This is a genomic window from Frigoribacterium sp. SL97 (genome assembly GCF_026625765.1).
Lineage (GTDB): Bacteria > Actinomycetota > Actinomycetes > Actinomycetales > Microbacteriaceae > Frigoribacterium.
The window spans coordinates 1576081-1593291 of record NZ_CP113062.1 but is presented as its reverse complement, the minus strand read 5'-3'; the positions used below and the strand labels follow the sequence as shown (position 1 = coordinate 1593291).

The following is a 17211-nucleotide window of genomic DNA, read 5'->3' as shown; positions in this document are numbered from 1 at the left end:
CCACCCTAATGTTCGAATTCGGCCTGGGATCAGGGGCGGCGGCGCCGGGCGAGTGTCAGTCGCGGAGCGCCGCCCCGAATCGCTCGCCGGCCAGGCGGACGGAGCCGGACTTGGCCTCGGAGGCCTCGGCCGCGGTGAGGGTGCGGTCTCCGGCCCGGAAGCGCAGGGCGAAGGTGAGCGACTTCGACGCGTCGGGCAACCCGGCACCTCGGTAGTCGTCGACCAGCCGGACCGTCTCGAGCAGGGGGCCCGCACCCTCGCGCACGGTCGCGAGCACGTCGCCCGCGGGGACGTCGACGCCCACCACGAGGGAGAGGTCTTGGGTCGCCGCGGGGTAGGACGAGAGGGCCGAGGTGGCCGGCTCGGCGACGGCGAGGTCGATGAGGCGGTCGAGGTCGAGCTCGGCCACGGCGACCACCCGAGGCAGGTCGAGCTCGGCAGCCACGCTGGGCAGCAGCTCGCCCGCGATGCCCACGACCTCGTCGCCGACGAGCACCTCGGCCGTGCGGCCCGGGTGCAGCGAGACGTGCCGGGCCTGTCGGAAGGTGACCTCGGCGGCCACGGCCGACGCCGCGACGCGCACGGCGTCGAGCACGTCGGCGAGGGACGCCGGGACGGCGGATTGCCCGGGGGCGCGATCGACGACCGTGCCGACCGTCAGGAGGCCGAGGTGTCGCGGCTGGAGCGGCAGGGCGTCGGCAAGGGCGCCCAGCGTGGCGTCGTCGGGGCGGGCGGCCCCGAAGGGGACCTCGTCGCTGCCGTAGACGACGCCCTCGTCAGGCAGGAAGACCGTGCCCACCTCGAACACCGAGAGGTCGACGAGACCGCGACCGAGGTTGCGACGGGCGACCTCGAGCAGCCCCGGCACCAGTGACCGACGGAGTTCGGGCGCTGCCGAGTCGAGGGGGTTGGCGAGTCGGACGGCGGGCAGCCCGGTGCCGTCGGCCGAGCCGAAGGCGAGGTTCTGGGCCGAGGAGACGAACGGGTACGCGGCGACCTCGGTCGAGCCGGCCGCGGCGAGCCCGTTCGACACCTGCCGACGCAGCTGCTGCTCGCGCGACAACCCACGACCGGCCGGGGCGACGGGCAGGACGGAGGGGATGCGGTCGTAACCCGTGATGCGAGCGACTTCTTCGACGAGCGACGCGGAGTCGACCAGGTCGCTGCGCCAGGTCGGCGGGGTCACGAGCCAGTCGTCACCAGCTCGCTCGACGCTCGCCCCGATGGCCGTGAGGGCACCGGAGACCTCGTCGTCCGTGTAGTCGACGCCCATGAGGCGGGCGGCTCGATCGACCGGCAGGGTGATCGTGTCGGGAGGGGTGGAGGCGTCCCACCGTGACCCGAGCGCGTCGGACGTGCCGCCGGCGAGCTCGACGAGCAGGTCGACCACGCGCTGGGCGGCTGCCTCGGCCACCTGCGGGTCGACACCGCGCTCGAAGCGCTTGGACGCCTCGCTCGGCAGCTTGTGGCGGCGGGCGGTGCGGGCGATCGACGTGGGGTCGAAGGTCGCGGCCTCGACGAGGACGTCGGTCGTGCTGGCGCCGATCTCGGTCGAGGCGCCGCCCATGACGCCGGCCAGGCCGACGGCACCCGACTCGTCGGCGATCACGAGGTCCTCGGCGTGCAGGTCGCGCACCTGGCCGTCGAGGGTCTCGAGGCGCTCGCCCGGTGCGGCCCGGCGGACCGAGAGGCCACCACTGACCTTGTCGAGGTCGTAGCCGTGGATCGGCTGGCCGAGCTCGAACATGACGTAGTTCGTGACGTCGACCGGCAGCGAGATGCTGCGGACCCCCGCCAGTCGCAAGCGCGACGCGAGCCACGGAGGGGTCGGACGGGTCGCGTCGATGCCGCGGACCACCTTGGTGGTGAAGGTCTGCACGCCGACCCGGTCGCGCACGGGGGCCTGGTCGTCCACGACGACCGGGAAGCCGGACGACGGGGTCGGAGAGACGAGCGACGCGGGGTCGCGGAAGGTCGCCCCGGTGGCGTGCGAGTACTCGCGGGCCACCCCCCGGATGCTGAAGGCGTAGCCCCGGTCGGGCGTCACGTTGATCTCGACCGCGGCCTCGTCGAGGCCGAGCAGCTCGATCGCGTCCGTGCCGACCTCGGGATCGAGGCCGAGCGACGAGAGGACGAGGATGCCGTCGTGCTCGTCGCCGAGGCCGAGCTCGCGGGACGAGGCGATCATGCCGTCGGAGACGTGCCCGTAGGTCTTGCGGGCGGCGATCGGGAACGGCCCGGGCAGCACCGCACCGGGCAACGACACGACGACCTTGTCGCCGACGACGAAGTTGTGGGCACCGCAGACGATGCCGCGGACGTCATCGGGCTCGGTCGAGGCGTTCGGGCCCACGGCGACCTGGCACCAGTTGATCGTCTTGCCGTTCTTCTGCGGCTCGGGCGTGAACTCGAGCACCTGACCGACCACGAGGGGCCCGGTCACGTCGCCGACGTGGACGTCTTCTTCTTCGAACCCGACCGACACGAGGGCGGCGTGGACGCTCTCGAGCGACACATCGCCCGGCAGCTCGACGAACTCACCGAGCCAACTCAGCGGAACCCGCATCAGACCACCATCCCGAACTGCTCGCTGAACCTGACGTCACCCTCGACCATGTCGCGCATGTCGTTGAGGTCGTTGCGGAACTGGAGGGTGCGCTCGATGCCCATGCCGAAGGCGAAACCCTGGTAGCGCTCGGGGTCGATGCCGGCCGCCCGCAGCACGTTCGGGTTGACCATCCCGCAACCGCCCCACTCGACCCACCGTGCGCCGCCCTTGGCGTTCGGCTGCCAGACGTCCATCTCGGCGCTGGGCTCGGTGAAGGGGAAGTAGTTGGGGCGCAGCCGGATCTGCGCCTCGGCGCCGAACATCGAGCGGGCGAGATGCTCGAGGGTTCCGCGCAGGTGCGCCATGGTGAGGCCCTCGTCGACGGCGATGCCCTCGAGCTGGGTGAAGACGGGCGTGTGCGTCGCATCGAGCTCGTCGGTGCGGAACACCCGGCCCAGCGCGACGTTGTAGACCGGCAGCTCTTTCGAGAGGAGCGTGCGGATCTGCACCGGCGACGTATGCGTGCGCAACACCAGGTGACGGTCGACGGGGTCGACGAAGAACGTGTCCTGCATGGCCCGGGCCGGGTGGTCGGCGTCGAAGTTCAGGGCGTCGAAGTTGAACCACTCGTGCTCGAGTTCGGGGCCCTCGTTGACCTCCCACCCCATGCCGACGAACAGGTCGGCCATGCGCTCTTGCAGCAAGGTCAGGGGATGGCGGGCCCCGGCGCGACGGCGCGACGGCAGAGCCGTGACGTCGACGGCCTCGGCCTCGAGCCGCGCGGACTCCTCGATCACGGCCAGCTCGGCCTCGCGCGTGGCGACGGCCTGACCGACCCGGCCCCGGGCCTGACCGACGAGCTTGCCCGCCGCCGCCTTCTGGTCGTTCGGCAGATCGCGCAGACCGGCGTTCAGGCGGGCCAGCACCGAGGCCTCGCCGACGTGCTGGGCACGGGCGGTCTTGAGCTCGGCGACGGTGGCCGCCGTGGCGATCGCCGCGAGGGCGGCGTCGACCGCCGACGCGACGGCGTCTTCGGAGAGGGGGACGGAGTCTGACACGAGAACCAAGCTTAGCGATCGTTGGGAGGCGACCCGCGCCTCCTGGTCGTGACGGACGAGGAGGCGCGGGCTGGGATCGGGTGGACGGACCGGGTCAGGTCGCGCGGCCCGACACGTGGTCGGACTCGTAGCGACCACCGCGTCCGAACATGCCCGGGTCCTTCGGCGTGCCCGGGCGCTTGGCGACGACCGCACGCCGCCCCGTCCGTCGGTCGACGACGCGGACGACCCACGAGAGCAGGAGGTTCGTGGCGAGGTAGACGACGAGGACGACCGCGAAGAGGGTGAACGTGTACGTGCTGCCGTAATAGGTGCCCAGACGCGTGAGACCGCTCCGGGTCAGTTCGACGTAGCCGACGATGTAGCCGAGCGAGGTGTCCTTCAACAGGACGACGAGCTGGGCCAGGATGATCGGCAGCATCTGACGGAAGGCCTGCGGGAACTCGATGGCGAAGCGCGTACGGATCGGGGTGAGCCCGATCGCGAGGCCGGCCTCGCGTTGTCCCCTCGGCAGCGAGGCGATGCCCGCGCGCAGCGCCTCGCCGATGAGCGCCCCGTTGTAGACCGCCAGCGCCGCGACCACGGCCCAGAAGGCGCCGGTCGAGAAGACCAACAGGATGAACAGCATCATCAGCAGGACGGGCATGCCGCGGAAGAACTCGAGCAGCACCGTCGTGGGAACGCGCACCCAGGCGGACCGCGCCGTCCGGAGGAACGAGAAGAGGACGCCGATGACCACCGCGAGGACCGACGCGACGGCCGCAGCCTGGATGGTCGCCAACCAGCCCCGACCGATCGCCCGCCAGAGCGCGAGGTCACCGAGGATGTCCCACCGCGACGCGTCGAGCACGCCGGGACTCTCGGCACCGTTCGCGCTGATGCGGGGGCGGCCGAGGAGGTAGACGAGGTAGGCGACCAGGGCCAGGACGAGCACGACGCCGACCACCGAGATGATCCGCGAGGTGCGGCGGGCCCTCGGCCCCGGGGCGTCGTAGAGGACGGAGGTGCTCATCGGAGGACTGCGACCTTCTTCTCGACCACGGCGGCGAGACGGCCGAGCGTGATGGTGACGAGCAGGTAGAAGGACGCCACGGCGAGCAGCGTCGTGATGACGGCGTCACCACGATCGTTCGCGATGTAGCGCCCCGCGGCGAAGAGTTCGGCCACGAAGAAACCACCGGCCACCGAGGTGTTCTTGGTGAGGGCGATGAAGACGTTGATCAGTGGGGGCACGACCATGCGCATGGCCTGCGGGAGGATCACGTGGCCGAGCGTCTGGCCGAAGCCGAGGCCGATGCTGCGGGCCGCCTCGGCCTGCCCGACGGGGACGCCGTTGATGCCCGACCGGATGGCCTCCGCGACGAACGGCGAGGTGTACGCCGTCAAGCCGATGACGGCCAACGGGAAGTACGTGCCGAAGTCGACTCCGAGGTACGGCAGGACGAAGGCGCAGAAGAAGAGCACGAGCGTGAGCGGGATGTTGCGCAGCGCCTCGGTGTAGACCGTCGCGAACGTGCGGAAGGACGCCACGGGCGAGATGCGCAGAGCCGCGACGAAGAAACCGATCACGAGGGCCCCGAGGCCCGACAGAACGAGCAGCTGGAGCGTCGTGACGAAGCCGTCCCAGAAGCGGGGCCAGTTGTCGGTCACGGCGTCGAAGCCGGGGATGACGTCCAAGGGGTTCAACAGGGTCCTTCGGTCGGGGCAGGACGCGGGCACCCGGGGCTGGTCGCCCCGGGTGCCCGCGCGGTGTCAGTAGCGGTCGATCGTGGGGGGCGTCGGGGTGTCGAGCACCTTGCCCGCGGTCTTCTCCCACAGCTCGTCCCAGGTGCCGTCGTCCTCGGCGTCCTGGAGCGTGTCGTTGACGAACATGCGGAAGTCGGTGTCGTCGAGGGCCAGACCGATGCCGTAGGGCTCCTCGGTGAAGGTCTCCCCCACGACCTCGAACTCGCCCTCGTTCTGGTCGGCGAGGCCGGCCAGGATGACGTTGTCGGTCGTCACGGCCGACACCGCACCGGTGCGGAGGGGCTCGAGGCAGTTCGAGTACGTGTCGGTGGCGAGGATGTCGGTGGTGTACTCGGCCACGTTCTTCTCGCTGGTCGAGCCGCTGACGGTGCAGACCTTCTTGCCGGCCAGGTCGTCGGCGGACTCGATCCCCTCGGGGTTGCCGTCGAGCACCAGCAGGTCTTGACCGGCCGTGTAGTACGGGCCGGCGAACGAGACGACCTTCTTGCGATCGTCGTTGATCGTGTAGGTCGCGATGACGAGGTCGACCTGGCCGTTCTGGATGAACGGCTCGCGGTTGGCCGAGACGGTCTCGACCCACGTGATCTTGTCGGCTTCGATGCCGAGCTTCGCGGCGACGAGCTTGCCGATCTCGGCGTCGAAGCCCTCGGGCACGCCGTCGGGGTTGGCCAGGCCGAACAGCGGCTGGTCGAACTTGGTGCCGATGGTGATCTCACCGGCGTCGGCGAGGCGGGCCATGGTGCTGCCTTCGGCGAAGTCGGCCGGCGTCTCGACGTCGACGGCCGGGGCCGACGAGTCGGTGCAGGCCGAGAGGCCGAGGACCACGGCGGCTGCTGCGGCTACGGCGACGAATCCCTTGCTGAGTCGCATTCTGATCTCCTTGCTGGGTGACCCGGACGCCGGGCGGCGATCGGGTGTCGTGGGCCGGCTGTTCGGGTGCCGGGGAACGGGTCGCGGACTCGGCCGCGCCCGCTCAGTGCGTGAGGATCTTCGCGAGGAAGTCCTGGGCGCGGGTCGACTGGGGGTCGGTGAAGAACTTCTCGGGCGTCGCCTCTTCGACGATCTGACCGTCGGCCATGAAGACGACGCGATCGGCGGCCTTGCGCGCGAACCCCATCTCGTGGGTGACGACGATCATCGTCATGCCGTCCTTCGCGAGCTGCACCATGACGTCGAGCACCTCGGTGATCATCTCGGGGTCGAGTGCGCTGGTGGGCTCGTCCAGGAGCATCACCTTGGGGTCCATCGCCAGTGCCCGGGCGATCGCGACACGCTGCTGCTGCCCGCCCGAGAGCTGGGACGGCATCTTGTCGGCCTGGTTCGCGACGCCGACCCGCTCGAGCAACTGCATCGCCCGCTCGCGCGCCTCGGCCTTGGTGCGCTTCCGCACCTTGAGCTGGCCCAGCATGACGTTCTCGAGGATGGTCTTGTGCGAGAAGAGGTTGAAGCTCTGGAACACCATGCCGACGTCGGCGCGCAGGCGGGCGAGAGCCGCACCTTCTTCGGGCAGACGCGTGCCGTCGATCGTGATGACGCCGTCGTCGATGGTCTCGAGGCGGTTGATCGCCCGGCAGAGGGTCGACTTGCCCGAACCGCTCGGGCCGATCACGACGACCACCTCACCCTTGCCCACCGTCGTGGTGATGTCCTTCAGGACGTGGAGGTCACCGAAGTGCTTGTTGACGTGGTCGACCACGACGAGGGGTTCCATGCGCCCACACAAACAGACCCCCAGGTCGGGGTCAAATTCACAGTGGATTCTTAATGAAAACGAAACGACGCGTCCCACCGCGACCAGAGTGCCCGACCCGACCCGCGCCTCCTGCGAGACGAGGAGGCGCTAGCCGCGGTGGGCGAAGGCGCTCTCGTAGAGGCACACCGAGGCCGCCGTCGCGAGGTTCATCGATTCGGCGTGACCGTAGATGGGCACGACCAAGGTGCGGTCGGCACGCGCGAGGTCGGCGTCGGTGAGACCCCGGGCCTCGTTGCCGAAGAGCCAGGCGGTCGGCTCGGCGAGCACGCCCTCGGTGCGGGCGGCGAGCAGGTCGTCTCCCTTGACGTCGGCGGCGAGCACCTGGAGGCCGATCTCACGACACCGGTCGACGATCGCCGGCAACTCGACGCCCACGGCGACCGGCACGTGGAACAGCGAACCCGTCGTGGACCGGACGACCTTGGGGTTGTAGAGGTCGACGCTGCGACCGGTCATGATGACGGCGTCGGCACCCGCGGCGTCCGCGGCCCGGATGATGGTGCCCGCGTTGCCGGGGTCGCGGACTTCCTCGAGGATCACGACGAGCTTCGGCTCGGCGGCGAAGACGTCCTTGACCGACGTGGGGAACTGCCGACAGACGGCGACGATGCCCTGTGGCGTGACCGTGTCGGCCATGGCCTCGAGCACCGGCTCGGTGACGAACTGGACGTCGATGCCCTCCGCCCCGGCGGCGACCGCCACCTCGGGGTAACGCTCGAGAGCCGTCGGGGTGCCGAAGAGTTCGACGATCAGCTCGGGCCGGAAGGCCAGGGCCTCACCGACGGACTGCGGCCCTTCGAGCAGGAACGTGCGGGTCTCGGTGCGAGCGTCGCGCTTCGAGAGCTTGGCCACCGCCCGGACTCGGGGTGAACGGGGATTGTCGAGCAGGGAGTCGTGGGGCACCCGTCCATGATGCCGCACGAGGACCACCGCCTGCCGCGGACGCACGAGACCCGACGGCGACACCGGGGTGGGTGTCGGGCCGTCGGGCCTCGAGGGTGGTGCGGGTGCGACTACGCGGCGACCTTGGGGGCCGAGGTGTCGGCGGGCAGCGCGGCCTTGGCGGTGGCGACGAGCGACGCGAACGTGGCGGGCTCGTTGACGGCCAGCTCGGCCAGGATGCGACGGTCGACCTCGACGCCGGCCAGGGACAGACCCTGGATGAGGCGGTTGTAGGTCAGGCCGTTCGCACGCGACGCGGCGTTGATGCGCTGGATCCACAGACGACGGAACTCGCCCTTGCGCGCACGACGGTCACGGTACGAGTAGACGAGCGAGTGCGTGACCTGCTCTTTGGCCTTGCGGTACAGGCGCGAACGCTGACCGCGGTAACCCTCGGCACGCTCGAGGATGACGCGACGCTTCTTGGCGGCGTTGACCGCTCTCTTGACTCTTGCCATTTTCTTGTTCCTCTACGTTCGTGTCAGCGGTCAGTGACCGAGAAGCTTCTTGGCGACCTTGGCGTCGGCGGGAGCGAGCACCTGGTCCTGGTTCAGGCGAGCCTTGCGCTTGGCGCTCTTCACCTCGAGGTTGTGGCGCATGCCAGCCTGCTGCTTCATGATCTTGCCGGAACCGGTGACCTTGAAGCGCTTCTTGGCGCCGGAGTGGGTCTTCTGCTTGGGCATGTCTTACTTACTTTCTTCTGTCGGTCGCTCGGCCGGTGCATCGGCCGGGACCTCGTCGGACGTCGGGTGCTTCGGCGGCTTGTTGGCCGCCTTGCGAGCTTCTGCCTCGGCCTTGGCCTCGGACTTGTTCTTGTGCGGGCCGATGACCATCACCATGTTGCGGCCGTCGATGGTGGGCGTCGACTCGACGCTGCCCCACTCGGAGACGTCTTCGGCGAAGCGCTGGAGCAGGCGGACACCCTGGTCGGGACGCGACTGCTCGCGACCACGGAACAGGATCATGGCCTTGACCTTGTCGCCGCCCTGGAGGAAGCCCTCGGCGCGCTTGCGCTTCGTCTCGTAGTCGTGCTTGTCGATCTTCAGGCGGAAACGGACCTCTTTGAGGATCGTGTTCGCCTGGTTGCGACGGGCTTCTTTCGCCTTCTGCGCAGCCTCGTACTTGAACTTTCCGTGATCCATGATCTTGGCCACGGGAGGCTTCGAGTTGGGGGCCACCTCGACCAGGTCGAGCTCGGCCTCTGCGGCGAGACGCAGGGCCATGGCGATGGGAACGACGCCGATCTGCTCACCTGCGGGCCCGACGAGGCGGACCTCGGGGACGCGGATACGGTCGTTCGTACGGGGATCGCTGATGCGGAACTCCTCTGTCGTCATTTCTGCATCTGGCGGGGCCGGACGGCCTCGCCAGAGAAAGAGGAGTTTCGTGCGGGCACCGTCTGACGACGCATCACACCGCACCCTGGCTGCTCGATCACCGTCTGCCCGATGCCTCTGACGAGGAACGAGGTGGAACGGTGGTGCTGATCGAACGGGGTGCCAACAACCCGGTAACCTTGTCTAACGGTCAAGCGCGGGTGGGAGAATCTCCACTTTCGCACGGAGCAGACGCTCCGAGCCTGGACGAGTTTAGCAGAGGATCAGTTCGTGAGCCACTCCCCCGACGACGCACCCATTCCCGACGCCCGCTTCGGCGATCCGGCACCGGCCACGTCGCCCGACACCTCCCCCGCGACGGCGCGGTTCGAGGACGATCTGCACTTCGGTGACGACGCCGCCCGTGACATCGCCGACGTCAACGCGGTCGAGGTCATCAACACCGTCTGCGTCCACCTGATGAGCGCCGCCGCGGTGAAGGTCGGCCTGGCCGACGATCCGCAGCGACAGACCGACCTCGACGAGGCCCGCAAGCTCATCACCTCCCTCGCCGGACTCGTGACCGCCAGCGCACCCGAGATCGGCGACCAGCACGCCCGGGCGCTCCGCGACGGCCTGCGATCGCTGCAACTCGCCTTCCGTGAAGCGTCGGCCATCCCCGACGCGATCGGCCAGGGCCCCGGCGAGAAGTACACCGGCCCCGTCAACTGAACGGCGCGTCCCCCGTACCGCGCGTCCGGCTCCCGCACCCTGACGGACGGCTCGTCCTCAGCCCGGGACGACCTTCACCGACATGCTGTCGACCCGGTCGGCGATCACCGGATCGGCGGCCCAGGCCGCCTGCAGTCGCTGCAGCAACGCGTGCAGGGCGTCGCGGTCCAGACCCGGCGCCACGCCCAGCTGGACGACGATCTCGGGGGCACCGAGCCGGGCGTCTCGATAGCCGGGCGCGACGACCAGGCTGACCAGCGCCTCCTCGTCACGTGACGCGTCGAGGAACGCGCGCAGGACGTCTTCGTCGTGGTGGCTCGGCACCCACGGGAGGTCTTGCGCGACGGCCCAGACGGCCGGACGACGCAGACCGAACTCGGTGATCGATCCGGGGTCGACCACGATGCGGTCGGTCGACTCCGAGGCGGCCGCGAGGGCCACGCGCCGAGCCTCCACCGGCACCGGTCGGGCAGCGGGGCGCCACCGCGTCAAGGTCTCGACCGAGGTGAATGCCGGCAACACGTCCCGGCCGTCCGGACCGGAGACCGTGACGATGGAGAGCTCCTGCGTCTTGTCGACGCGGCGATCGTGGTCGTCGAGACCTTCGTCCCCCGCCACGGCGACCAGAGGCACGAGCAGGCGCGCCGGACGGAGGGCGTCGACGACGTCGCTCTCTCCGAGCCGCCCCTCGCGGAACCCGAGGAGGGCGTCGAGCAGGTCCGGGTCGGCGGACCCGTCGTCTCCGGCGTGCGCCGTGTCGTGATGGTCGAAGGTTCGCCCGGCCCACGGACGCCCGGCGCTGTCTCCGCCGGGACCGGGATCGTCGTGTGCGTGCCCCGGTCCGCCCGGCGCGGTCGTCATCAGTTCGACGCGACGTCGAGGGCTGCGCCGAGGGTGAAGGCTCCCGAGTAGAGCGCCTTGCCGACGATGGCGCCCTCGAGCCCCTGCGGCACGAGCTCACGCAGAGCCACGAGGTCGTCGAGGCTCGAGATGCCCCCCGAGGCGATCACCGGACGATCGGTGTGCTCCATCACCTGACGCAACAGGTCGACGTTGGGACCCTGGAGCGTGCCGTCCTTAGTCACGTCGGTCACGACGTAGCGCGCACAGCCGGCCTCTTCGAGCCGCGCGAGGACGGTCCAGAGATCGCCGCCCTCTTCGGTCCAACCCCGCGCCGCCAGCGTGGTGCCCCGGACGTCGAGCCCGACGGCCACCGCCTCGCCGTACTCGGCGATGACGTGGGCGGCCCATTCGGGGTTCTCGAGGGCCGCGGTGCCGAGGTTGATGCGCTTCACGCCGGTGCTCAACGCGTCCTCGAGGGACTTGTCGTCGCGGATGCCACCGCTGAGCTCGACGTTGACGCCCTTGACCTGCTTGATGACCCTCTTGATGACGGCGCGGTTGTCTCCGCGCCCGAAGGCGGCGTCGAGGTCGACCAGGTGCAGCCATTCGGCGCCCTGGCTCGCCCAGTCGTCGGCTGCCGAGACCGGGTCGCCGTAGTTCGTCTCGCTGCCGGCCTCACCCTGGGTCAGGCGCACGGCCTGACCGCCCGCCACGTCGACGGCGGGGAACAGGGTCAGGGCGGGGGTGGTGCAGAACTCGCTCATGTCGTCTCTCTCACGGCGCCGGGCACCGCAGGGTCAGGAGGCGCGATCGGGTCGGTCGCGCCGGGGTCAGAGGGTGCCGAGCCAGTTCGAGAGCAGCCGGATGCCCGGCCGGCCCGACTTCTCGGGGTGGAACTGCGTCGCCCAGAGCGGGCCGTTCTCGACGGCGGCGACGAAACGGCCGCCGTGGTCGGCCCACGTGACGTGCGGTTCGGCGAAGGGTCGGATCACGTCGAGGGACCACTCTTGTGCGGCGAACGAGTGGACGAAGTAGAACCGCTCGTCGGCCACCCCGTCGAAGAGCACGCTGCCCTCGGGAACGTCGACGGTGTTCCAGCCCATGTGCGGCAGGACGTCGGCCTTCAGTTCGTCGACCACGCCGGGCCACGCCCCGAGGCCACCGGTGCTGTTGCCGCGTTCGACGCCGCCCTCGAAGAAGACCTGCATGCCGACGCAGATGCCCATGACCGGACGCCCGCCGGCCAACCGTCGGTCGATCAGCTCACCACCGCGGACGGACTCGAGCTGGCTCATGACGGCTGCGAACGCACCGACGCCGGGGACGAAGAGGCCGTCGGCCGCCTGCACCCGGGCGCGATCGGACGTCAGCTCGACGTCGGCACCCGCCAACTCGAGGGCCTTGACGGCCGAGTGGACGTTGCCGCTGCCGTAGTCGAGGACGACGACGGAGGGACGCGCGCCGGTCACAGGGCACCCTTCGTCGACGGGATGCCACTGACGCGCGGGTCGGGCTGGACCGCCTGGCGGAGCGCCCGGGCGAACGCCTTGAACTCGGCCTCGGCGATGTGGTGCGGATCACGCCCGCCCAGCACGCGGACGTGCACGGTGATGCCGGCGTGGAAGGTGATCGCCTCGAAGACGTGGCGGACCATCGAGCCGGTGAAGTGCCCGCCGATGAGGTGGTACTCGAACCCCTCCGGCTCGCCCGTGTGGACGAGGTACGGACGCCCCGACACGTCGACGACCGCCTGCACGAGGGCCTCGTCGAGCGGGACGAGCGCGTCACCGTAGCGCGAGATGCCCGACTTGTCGCCGAGCGCCTGCTTCAGCGCGGTGCCGAACGTGATGCCGATGTCTTCGACGGTGTGGTGGACGTCGATGTGCGTGTCGCCCTTCGCGGTGACCTCGAGGTCGATCAGGGAGTGCTTCGACAACGCCGTCAGGAGGTGGTCGAAGAACGGCACCGACGAGTCGATCGTCGATCGGCCCGAACCGTCGAGGTCGAGGGCGAGGGCGATGCTGGACTCGCTCGTCTCGCGCGAGAGGGAAGCGGTACGGGCGGCGCGGGTCGTCTCGGTCACGAAGAGAGCCTAATGTCGCGGAGCGCCTCGAGGAACGCGGTGGTCTCGGCCTCGGTGCCCGCACTGACCCTCAGGTGGTTCGGGATGCCCAGGTTGCGGACGATGACGCCCCGCTCGAGCAGGCGCTCGAAGACGTCGGTCGGATCGTCGACCCCGCCGAAGAGGACGAAGTTCGACCAGGTGGGCCACGGCTCGTACCCGAGCTCGGTCAACTCGTGCACGATGCGATCACGCTGGGCCTTGATGTCGTCGACCATGGCGAGCATCTCGCTGGCGTGCGAGAGCGCTGCGACGGCCGCCGCCTGCGTCAGGGACGAGAGGTGGTACGGGAGGCGCACCAGACGCAGCGCGTCGGCCACGGCCGGGTGCGCGGCCAGGTAGCCGACCCGGGCACCGGCGAACGCGAACGCCTTGCTCATCGTGCGGGACACGACCAGACGTTCGCGGCCGGCCAGGAGGGTCAGTGCCGTCGGCTGGTCGGCCGGCATGAACTCGGCGTAGGCCTCGTCGACGAAGACGATGCCGTCCGTCGCGTCGTAGGCAGCCTCGATCGTGGCGAGATCGAGAGGGGTGCCCGTGGGGTTGTTCGGTCCGCAGAAGAAGACGATGTCGGGACGGGTGCGCTCGATCTCGGAGATCGCGGTCTCGGGCGAGATGCGGAACCCCTCGTCACGACGACCCTCGATCCACCGGCTGCCGGTGCCCGTGGCGATGATCGAGTGCATCGAATACGTGGGGGGGAACCCCAGGACGGAGCGGCCCGGGCCTCCGAAGGCCTGGAGGAGCTGCTGGATGACCTCGTTGGAGCCGTTCGCCGCCCAGATGTTGTCGCGGGTCAGATCGTGCCCGAGGTAGGCCGCCAGCGAATCGCGCAGCGTCGTGAACTCACGATCGGGGTACCTGTTGACGTCGAGGACCGCCCGGGCCACCGACTCGACGATGTCGCGAGCGACGTCCTCGGGGATGGGATGCGTGTTCTCGTTGACGTTGAGAGCGACCGGGACCTTTTTCTGGGGAGCGCCGTAGGGCGTCAGCCCCCGGAGGTCGTCACGGATGGGCAGGTCGTCGAGACTGAAGGACACCCCACCATCGTACGGGCGGGCCGACGGTGTGTCGGGTCGGTCGCCACCGAACGAACACGATGTCAGTGGGCCGGGCCACCCACCTCGTCGGCGACGGCAGTTCAGCGAGCGTACTGAGCGGGGACGGCGAGGCTCTGCCCGGCGGAGACCTCGGCGCTCGGCAGGTTGTTGAGCGAGACGAGGTCGGCGATGACGTCGCGAGGATCGGCGTCGGGGTCGATCTCGGACGCGACCTGCCAGAGCGTCTCGCCACCGTCGACGGTCACGTGCTGGAAGTCCGCGCGACCCGTCGTGTCGGACGCGACGGCGCCGCCACCGTTGAGGACGAGCGCACCCGCCACGACGACGAGCGGGACCGCGACGAGCGCGGCGACGACCGCGCGGCCCCGCCGGGTGATGCGCAGACGCGTGCGCACGACTCGGGTCGAGTCGACGGGGGACGCAACTGCTGATGCTGAGGTGACGCTCATGAGGTGGTCCTTTCACCGTGGAAGACAGGGGACGAGTTCGTGCCCGGCACTCGGCCGGGAATGCCGGGCACGAAGACGTGTTCCGAACATACATTCGATTGCCGAGGCTTTCAACCCCCGCGACGGGTATCGCAGGACGGAATCGCTGTGGATCGGGAAGCGATAACGCGACACACTCGAACATGTGTTTTGTCGACACCGCCCGATCGGATACGGTTTCGATCGGTGGTAGGAGTCAAACAGGGACCACCGACATCGACGGCAGGAGACCCATGAGCGACCCGAAGCGCACCCCGCAGGCGGCCACCGACGCCCCCCGTCAGCTCGATCCGGGCGTCCTCCCCCGCAAGGAGTTGACGGCGAAGCAGGCGTCGATCCTCGCCGCGATCACCGAGAGCATCGGACACCGCGGCTATCCCCCGAGCATGCGCGAGATCGGCGACGCCGTCGGCCTCAAGTCCCTGTCGAGCGTCACGCACCAGCTGAACCAGCTCGAACTCGCCGGCAAGATCCGCCGTGACCCGAACCGACCCCGAGCCCTCGAGGTCCTCGTGGACGCGACGGCGCCGGCGGTCGCCCCGGCCACCGTCTTCACGACGAGTGACGACGGCGACACGGCTCACGTCCCCATGGTCGGACGGATCGCCGCCGGCATCCCCATCACGGCCGAGCAGCAGATCGAGGACGTGATGCCCCTGCCGCGTCAACTCGTCGGCAAGGGCGAACTGTTCATGTTGCGGGTGGTCGGCGACTCGATGATCGACGCGGCCATCTGCGACGGGGACTGGGTCGTCGTGCGGCAGCAGCAGGACGCCGAGAACGGCGACATCGTCGCGGCCATGCTCGACGACGAAGCGACCGTCAAGGTGTTCCGCCAGCGAGACGGCCACACCTGGCTGCTTCCCCGGAACAGCGCGTTCGAACCAATCGTCGGCGACCATGCGCAGATCGTCGGCAAGGTCGTCGCCGTGTTGCGCTCCGTCTGATCTCTTCTCGACGGTGGCGACCCGCCCCGCGAACGACGAAGCGCCGACCACCACAGGTGGTCGGCGCTTCGTCGTTCGAGGACGTGCGGCTCGGCGTCAGCGCCCCACGCCCACGGGAGCCACGTAGGGCGTGAGCCCGGCGACGTCACTCGGGTAGACACGCGCGTGGACGCGGGTGCCCTCTTCTTCGTAGTCCGTGCTGACGATGCGGCCCGAGTCGTGGAGGTGGGAGACGACGTCGCCGCGGTCGTACGGCACCAACAGGTCGAGCTCGATCTCGGGTTCGGGCAGGACGGCTGCGATGCGGGCCAGCAGCTCGTCGATGCCCTCACCCGTCCGTGCCGAGACGAAGACCGCCGTCGGCTCGAGCCCGAGCAGGACGAGACGCTGGTCGTCGTCGACGAGGTCGCTCTTGTTGTAGACGACGATCTCGGCGATGTCACGACCGTCGACCTCGGCGATGACGTCACGGACGGTGGCGAGCTGGGCGGCGGGGTCGGGGTGCGACCCGTCGACGACGTGCACGATGACGTCGGACGCCTCGACCTCCTCGAGCGTCGATCGGAATGCCTCGACCAGCTGGTGAGGGAGGTTCCGCACGAATCCGACGGTTGTCCGCGTACGTGAAGGGACGACCGTCGGCCGTCACGCTCTTGCGGACCGTCGCGTCCAGGGTCGCGAACAGCGCGTTCTCGACGAGGACGCCCGCGCTCGTCAACCGGTTCAGGAGGCTGGACTTCCCGGCGTTCGTGTATCCGGCGATGGCGACGGTGGGCACCTCGTTGCGGTCACGGTTGGCCCGCTTGGCGTCGCGGGCAGGCTTCATCTCTTTGATCTGCTTGCGGAGCCGGGCCATGCGGGTGTGGATGCGGCGCCGGTCGAGCTCGATCTTGGTCTCACCGGGCCCGCGGCTGCCCATTCCGGCACCCGCGCCTCCGACTTGTCCACCGGCCTGGCGGGACATCGACTCGCCCCAACCGCGGAGACGGGGCAGGAGGTACTCGAGTTGGGCCAGTTCGACCTGCGCCTTGCCCTCCCGGCTCTTGGCGTGCTGGCTGAAGATGTCGAGGATGACGGCCGTGCGGTCGATCACCTTGACCTTGACCACGTCCTCGAGGGCCCGTCGCTGGCTGGGGGCCAGCTCGGTGTCGGCGATGACGGTGTCGGCGCCGAGGGCCGCGACCGTTCCGCGCAGTTCTTCGGCCTTGCCCTTGCCCAGGTAGGTGCTCGGGTCCGGGTTCGGCCGTCGCTGCAGCAGTCCGTCGAGCACGACCGCCCCCGCCGTCTCGGCCAGGGCAGCGAGCTCGCGGAGGGAGTTCTCGGCATCCGCCATCGACCCCTGCGAGTAGACGCCGATCAGGACGACGTTCTCGAGGCGCAACTGGCGGTACTCGACCTCGGTGACGTCCTGCAGTTCGGTCGACAGGCCCGCCACGCGGCGGAGGGCCTGGCGGTCGTCGCGCTCGGACTGATCGCCGTCGGAGTCGCCGTCGTGGTGCAACGAGCGGGTCTGGATGGCCTGAGCCGGCGAGAAGACGGTGTAGCCGGATGCCCTCTGGGCCGCACGATCGAGCACGCGCGCGACGACGTCGTCGGGCTGGTCGTTCCGCTCCGGATCGAGCGGGGTCGTGGTGTGGTCTGTCATCGGGGTG

At 69.6% G+C, this 17211-nt stretch carries 18 protein-coding genes and 1 pseudogene; 2 read left to right on the top strand and 17 right to left on the bottom strand.

Translation table 11 applies throughout. The features are described from left to right. Nucleotides 1-55 precede the first annotated feature (55 nt). From pheT to infC, 10 genes are all read right to left on the bottom strand, one after another. Entirely contained in the window at nt 56-2566 is a 2511-nt protein-coding gene (gene pheT, locus OVA02_RS07635; protein WP_267659551.1) for a phenylalanine--tRNA ligase subunit beta, read from the bottom strand. Further along, nucleotides 2566-3606 carry a phenylalanine--tRNA ligase subunit alpha gene (pheS, locus tag OVA02_RS07630; protein ID WP_056048045.1) on the bottom strand — a complete coding sequence of 347 codons (1041 nt, stop codon included), beginning with the start codon at nt 3604-3606 and terminating at the stop codon, nt 2566-2568. Before pheS ends, pheT begins: the two co-directional genes overlap by 1 nt. A gap of 94 nt (nt 3607-3700) precedes the next feature. Continuing rightward, nucleotides 3701-4618 (bottom strand): amino acid ABC transporter permease, encoded by a 918-nt coding sequence (locus OVA02_RS07625; RefSeq protein WP_082452458.1) that lies wholly within the window; start codon nt 4616-4618, stop codon nt 3701-3703. Further along, nucleotides 4615-5283 carry an amino acid ABC transporter permease gene (locus tag OVA02_RS07620; RefSeq protein WP_267659693.1) on the bottom strand — a complete coding sequence of 223 codons (669 nt, stop codon included), beginning with the start codon at nt 5281-5283 and terminating at the stop codon, nt 4615-4617. The genes OVA02_RS07625 and OVA02_RS07620 overlap by 4 nt, the downstream gene beginning before the upstream one ends. Before the next feature lie 75 nt (nt 5284-5358). Beyond that, complete coding sequence (locus OVA02_RS07615; protein ID WP_056048049.1) at nt 5359-6222, bottom strand: glutamate ABC transporter substrate-binding protein; 864 nt, start codon at nt 6220-6222, stop codon at nt 5359-5361. A gap of 103 nt (nt 6223-6325) precedes the next feature. After that, the gene (locus OVA02_RS07610; RefSeq protein WP_043596708.1) at nt 6326-7063 is read right to left on the bottom strand and encodes an amino acid ABC transporter ATP-binding protein; all 738 of its coding nucleotides are present in this window, start codon (nt 7061-7063) and stop codon (nt 6326-6328) included. 129 nt (nt 7064-7192) lie between these two features. Further along, entirely contained in the window at nt 7193-7993 is an 801-nt protein-coding gene (locus tag OVA02_RS07605; RefSeq protein WP_159828623.1) for a TrmH family RNA methyltransferase, read from the bottom strand. Nucleotides 7994-8118: 125 nt separating this feature from the next. Beyond that, nucleotides 8119-8505 (bottom strand): 50S ribosomal protein L20, encoded by a 387-nt coding sequence (rplT, locus tag OVA02_RS07600; RefSeq protein ID WP_043596706.1) that lies wholly within the window; start codon nt 8503-8505, stop codon nt 8119-8121. 30 nt (nt 8506-8535) lie between these two features. Next, nucleotides 8536-8730 (bottom strand): 50S ribosomal protein L35, encoded by a 195-nt coding sequence (gene rpmI, locus OVA02_RS07595; RefSeq protein WP_043596704.1) that lies wholly within the window; start codon nt 8728-8730, stop codon nt 8536-8538. 3 nt (nt 8731-8733) lie between these two features. Beyond that, entirely contained in the window at nt 8734-9384 is a 651-nt protein-coding gene (gene infC / locus OVA02_RS07590; protein WP_082060163.1) for a translation initiation factor IF-3, read from the bottom strand. A 378-nt stretch (nt 9385-9762) separates the two neighbouring features. Here infC and OVA02_RS07585 point away from each other — a divergent pair, with 378 nt between their 5' ends. Next, on the top strand, nt 9763-10095 hold the full coding sequence (locus OVA02_RS07585; protein ID WP_043596743.1) for a DUF1844 domain-containing protein: 333 nt from the start codon (nt 9763-9765) through the stop codon (nt 10093-10095). A gap of 57 nt (nt 10096-10152) precedes the next feature. On the opposite strand, the gene OVA02_RS07580 is transcribed toward OVA02_RS07585, so the two are convergent. The 6 genes from OVA02_RS07580 to OVA02_RS07555 all read right to left on the bottom strand — a co-directional run bounded on the left by OVA02_RS07580 (nt 10153) and on the right by OVA02_RS07555 (nt 14573). Next, nucleotides 10153-10956 carry an SseB family protein gene (locus OVA02_RS07580; RefSeq protein WP_267659549.1) on the bottom strand — a complete coding sequence of 268 codons (804 nt, stop codon included), beginning with the start codon at nt 10954-10956 and terminating at the stop codon, nt 10153-10155. After that, a complete protein-coding gene (priA, locus tag OVA02_RS07575; protein WP_043596701.1) occupies nt 10956-11702 on the bottom strand; it encodes a bifunctional 1-(5-phosphoribosyl)-5-((5-phosphoribosylamino)methylideneamino)imidazole-4-carboxamide isomerase/phosphoribosylanthranilate isomerase PriA in 747 nt (248 codons plus the stop codon). Before priA ends, OVA02_RS07580 begins: the two co-directional genes overlap by 1 nt. Nucleotides 11703-11768: 66 nt before the next feature. Further along, on the bottom strand, nt 11769-12407 hold the full coding sequence (gene hisH, locus OVA02_RS07570) for an imidazole glycerol phosphate synthase subunit HisH (RefSeq protein WP_192122619.1): 639 nt from the start codon (nt 12405-12407) through the stop codon (nt 11769-11771). Next, nucleotides 12404-13021, bottom strand: coding sequence for an imidazoleglycerol-phosphate dehydratase HisB (hisB, locus tag OVA02_RS07565; RefSeq protein WP_056048065.1), 618 nt, complete (start codon nt 13019-13021; stop codon nt 12404-12406). The genes hisH and hisB overlap by 4 nt, the downstream gene beginning before the upstream one ends. Then, nucleotides 13018-14103, bottom strand: a complete 1086-nt coding sequence (locus OVA02_RS07560) for a histidinol-phosphate transaminase (protein WP_173152304.1) — start codon at nt 14101-14103, stop codon at nt 13018-13020. The genes hisB and OVA02_RS07560 overlap by 4 nt, the downstream gene beginning before the upstream one ends. Before the next feature lie 101 nt (nt 14104-14204). Next, nucleotides 14205-14573 (bottom strand): hypothetical protein, encoded by a 369-nt coding sequence (locus OVA02_RS07555; protein ID WP_200412501.1) that lies wholly within the window; start codon nt 14571-14573, stop codon nt 14205-14207. 272 nt (nt 14574-14845) lie between these two features. Here OVA02_RS07555 and lexA point away from each other — a divergent pair, with 272 nt between their 5' ends. Then, nucleotides 14846-15559, top strand: a complete 714-nt coding sequence (gene lexA / locus OVA02_RS07550) for a transcriptional repressor LexA (RefSeq protein ID WP_192122620.1) — start codon at nt 14846-14848, stop codon at nt 15557-15559. 96 nt (nt 15560-15655) lie between these two features. On the opposite strand, the pseudogene hflX reads toward lexA, so the two are convergent. Next, a pseudogene (gene hflX, locus OVA02_RS07545) lies at nt 15656-17204 on the bottom strand (GTPase HflX). Nucleotides 17205-17211: the final 7 nt, after the last annotated feature.

Excerpts from the sequence above, each read along its gene's own strand:
- pheT (WP_267659551.1), bottom strand. The coding sequence starts at position 2,566 with ATGCGGGTTCCGCTGAGTTGGCTCGGTGAGTTCGTCGAGCTGCCGGGC.
- OVA02_RS07625 (WP_082452458.1), bottom strand. The coding sequence starts at position 4,618 with ATGAGCACCTCCGTCCTCTACGACGCCCCGGGGCCGAGGGCCCGCCGC.
- OVA02_RS07615 (WP_056048049.1), bottom strand. The coding sequence starts at position 6,222 with ATGCGACTCAGCAAGGGATTCGTCGCCGTAGCCGCAGCAGCCGCCGTG.
- OVA02_RS07610 (WP_043596708.1), bottom strand. The coding sequence starts at position 7,063 with ATGGAACCCCTCGTCGTGGTCGACCACGTCAACAAGCACTTCGGTGAC.
- rplT (WP_043596706.1), bottom strand. The coding sequence starts at position 8,505 with ATGGCAAGAGTCAAGAGAGCGGTCAACGCCGCCAAGAAGCGTCGCGTC.
- rpmI (WP_043596704.1), bottom strand. The coding sequence starts at position 8,730 with ATGCCCAAGCAGAAGACCCACTCCGGCGCCAAGAAGCGCTTCAAGGTC.
- infC (WP_082060163.1), bottom strand. The coding sequence starts at position 9,384 with ATGACGACAGAGGAGTTCCGCATCAGCGATCCCCGTACGAACGACCGT.
- OVA02_RS07580 (WP_267659549.1), bottom strand. The coding sequence starts at position 10,956 with ATGACGACCGCGCCGGGCGGACCGGGGCACGCACACGACGATCCCGGT.
- priA (WP_043596701.1), bottom strand. The coding sequence starts at position 11,702 with ATGAGCGAGTTCTGCACCACCCCCGCCCTGACCCTGTTCCCCGCCGTC.
- OVA02_RS07555 (WP_200412501.1), bottom strand. The coding sequence starts at position 14,573 with ATGAGCGTCACCTCAGCATCAGCAGTTGCGTCCCCCGTCGACTCGACC.
- lexA (WP_192122620.1), top strand. The coding sequence starts at position 14,846 with ATGAGCGACCCGAAGCGCACCCCGCAGGCGGCCACCGACGCCCCCCGT.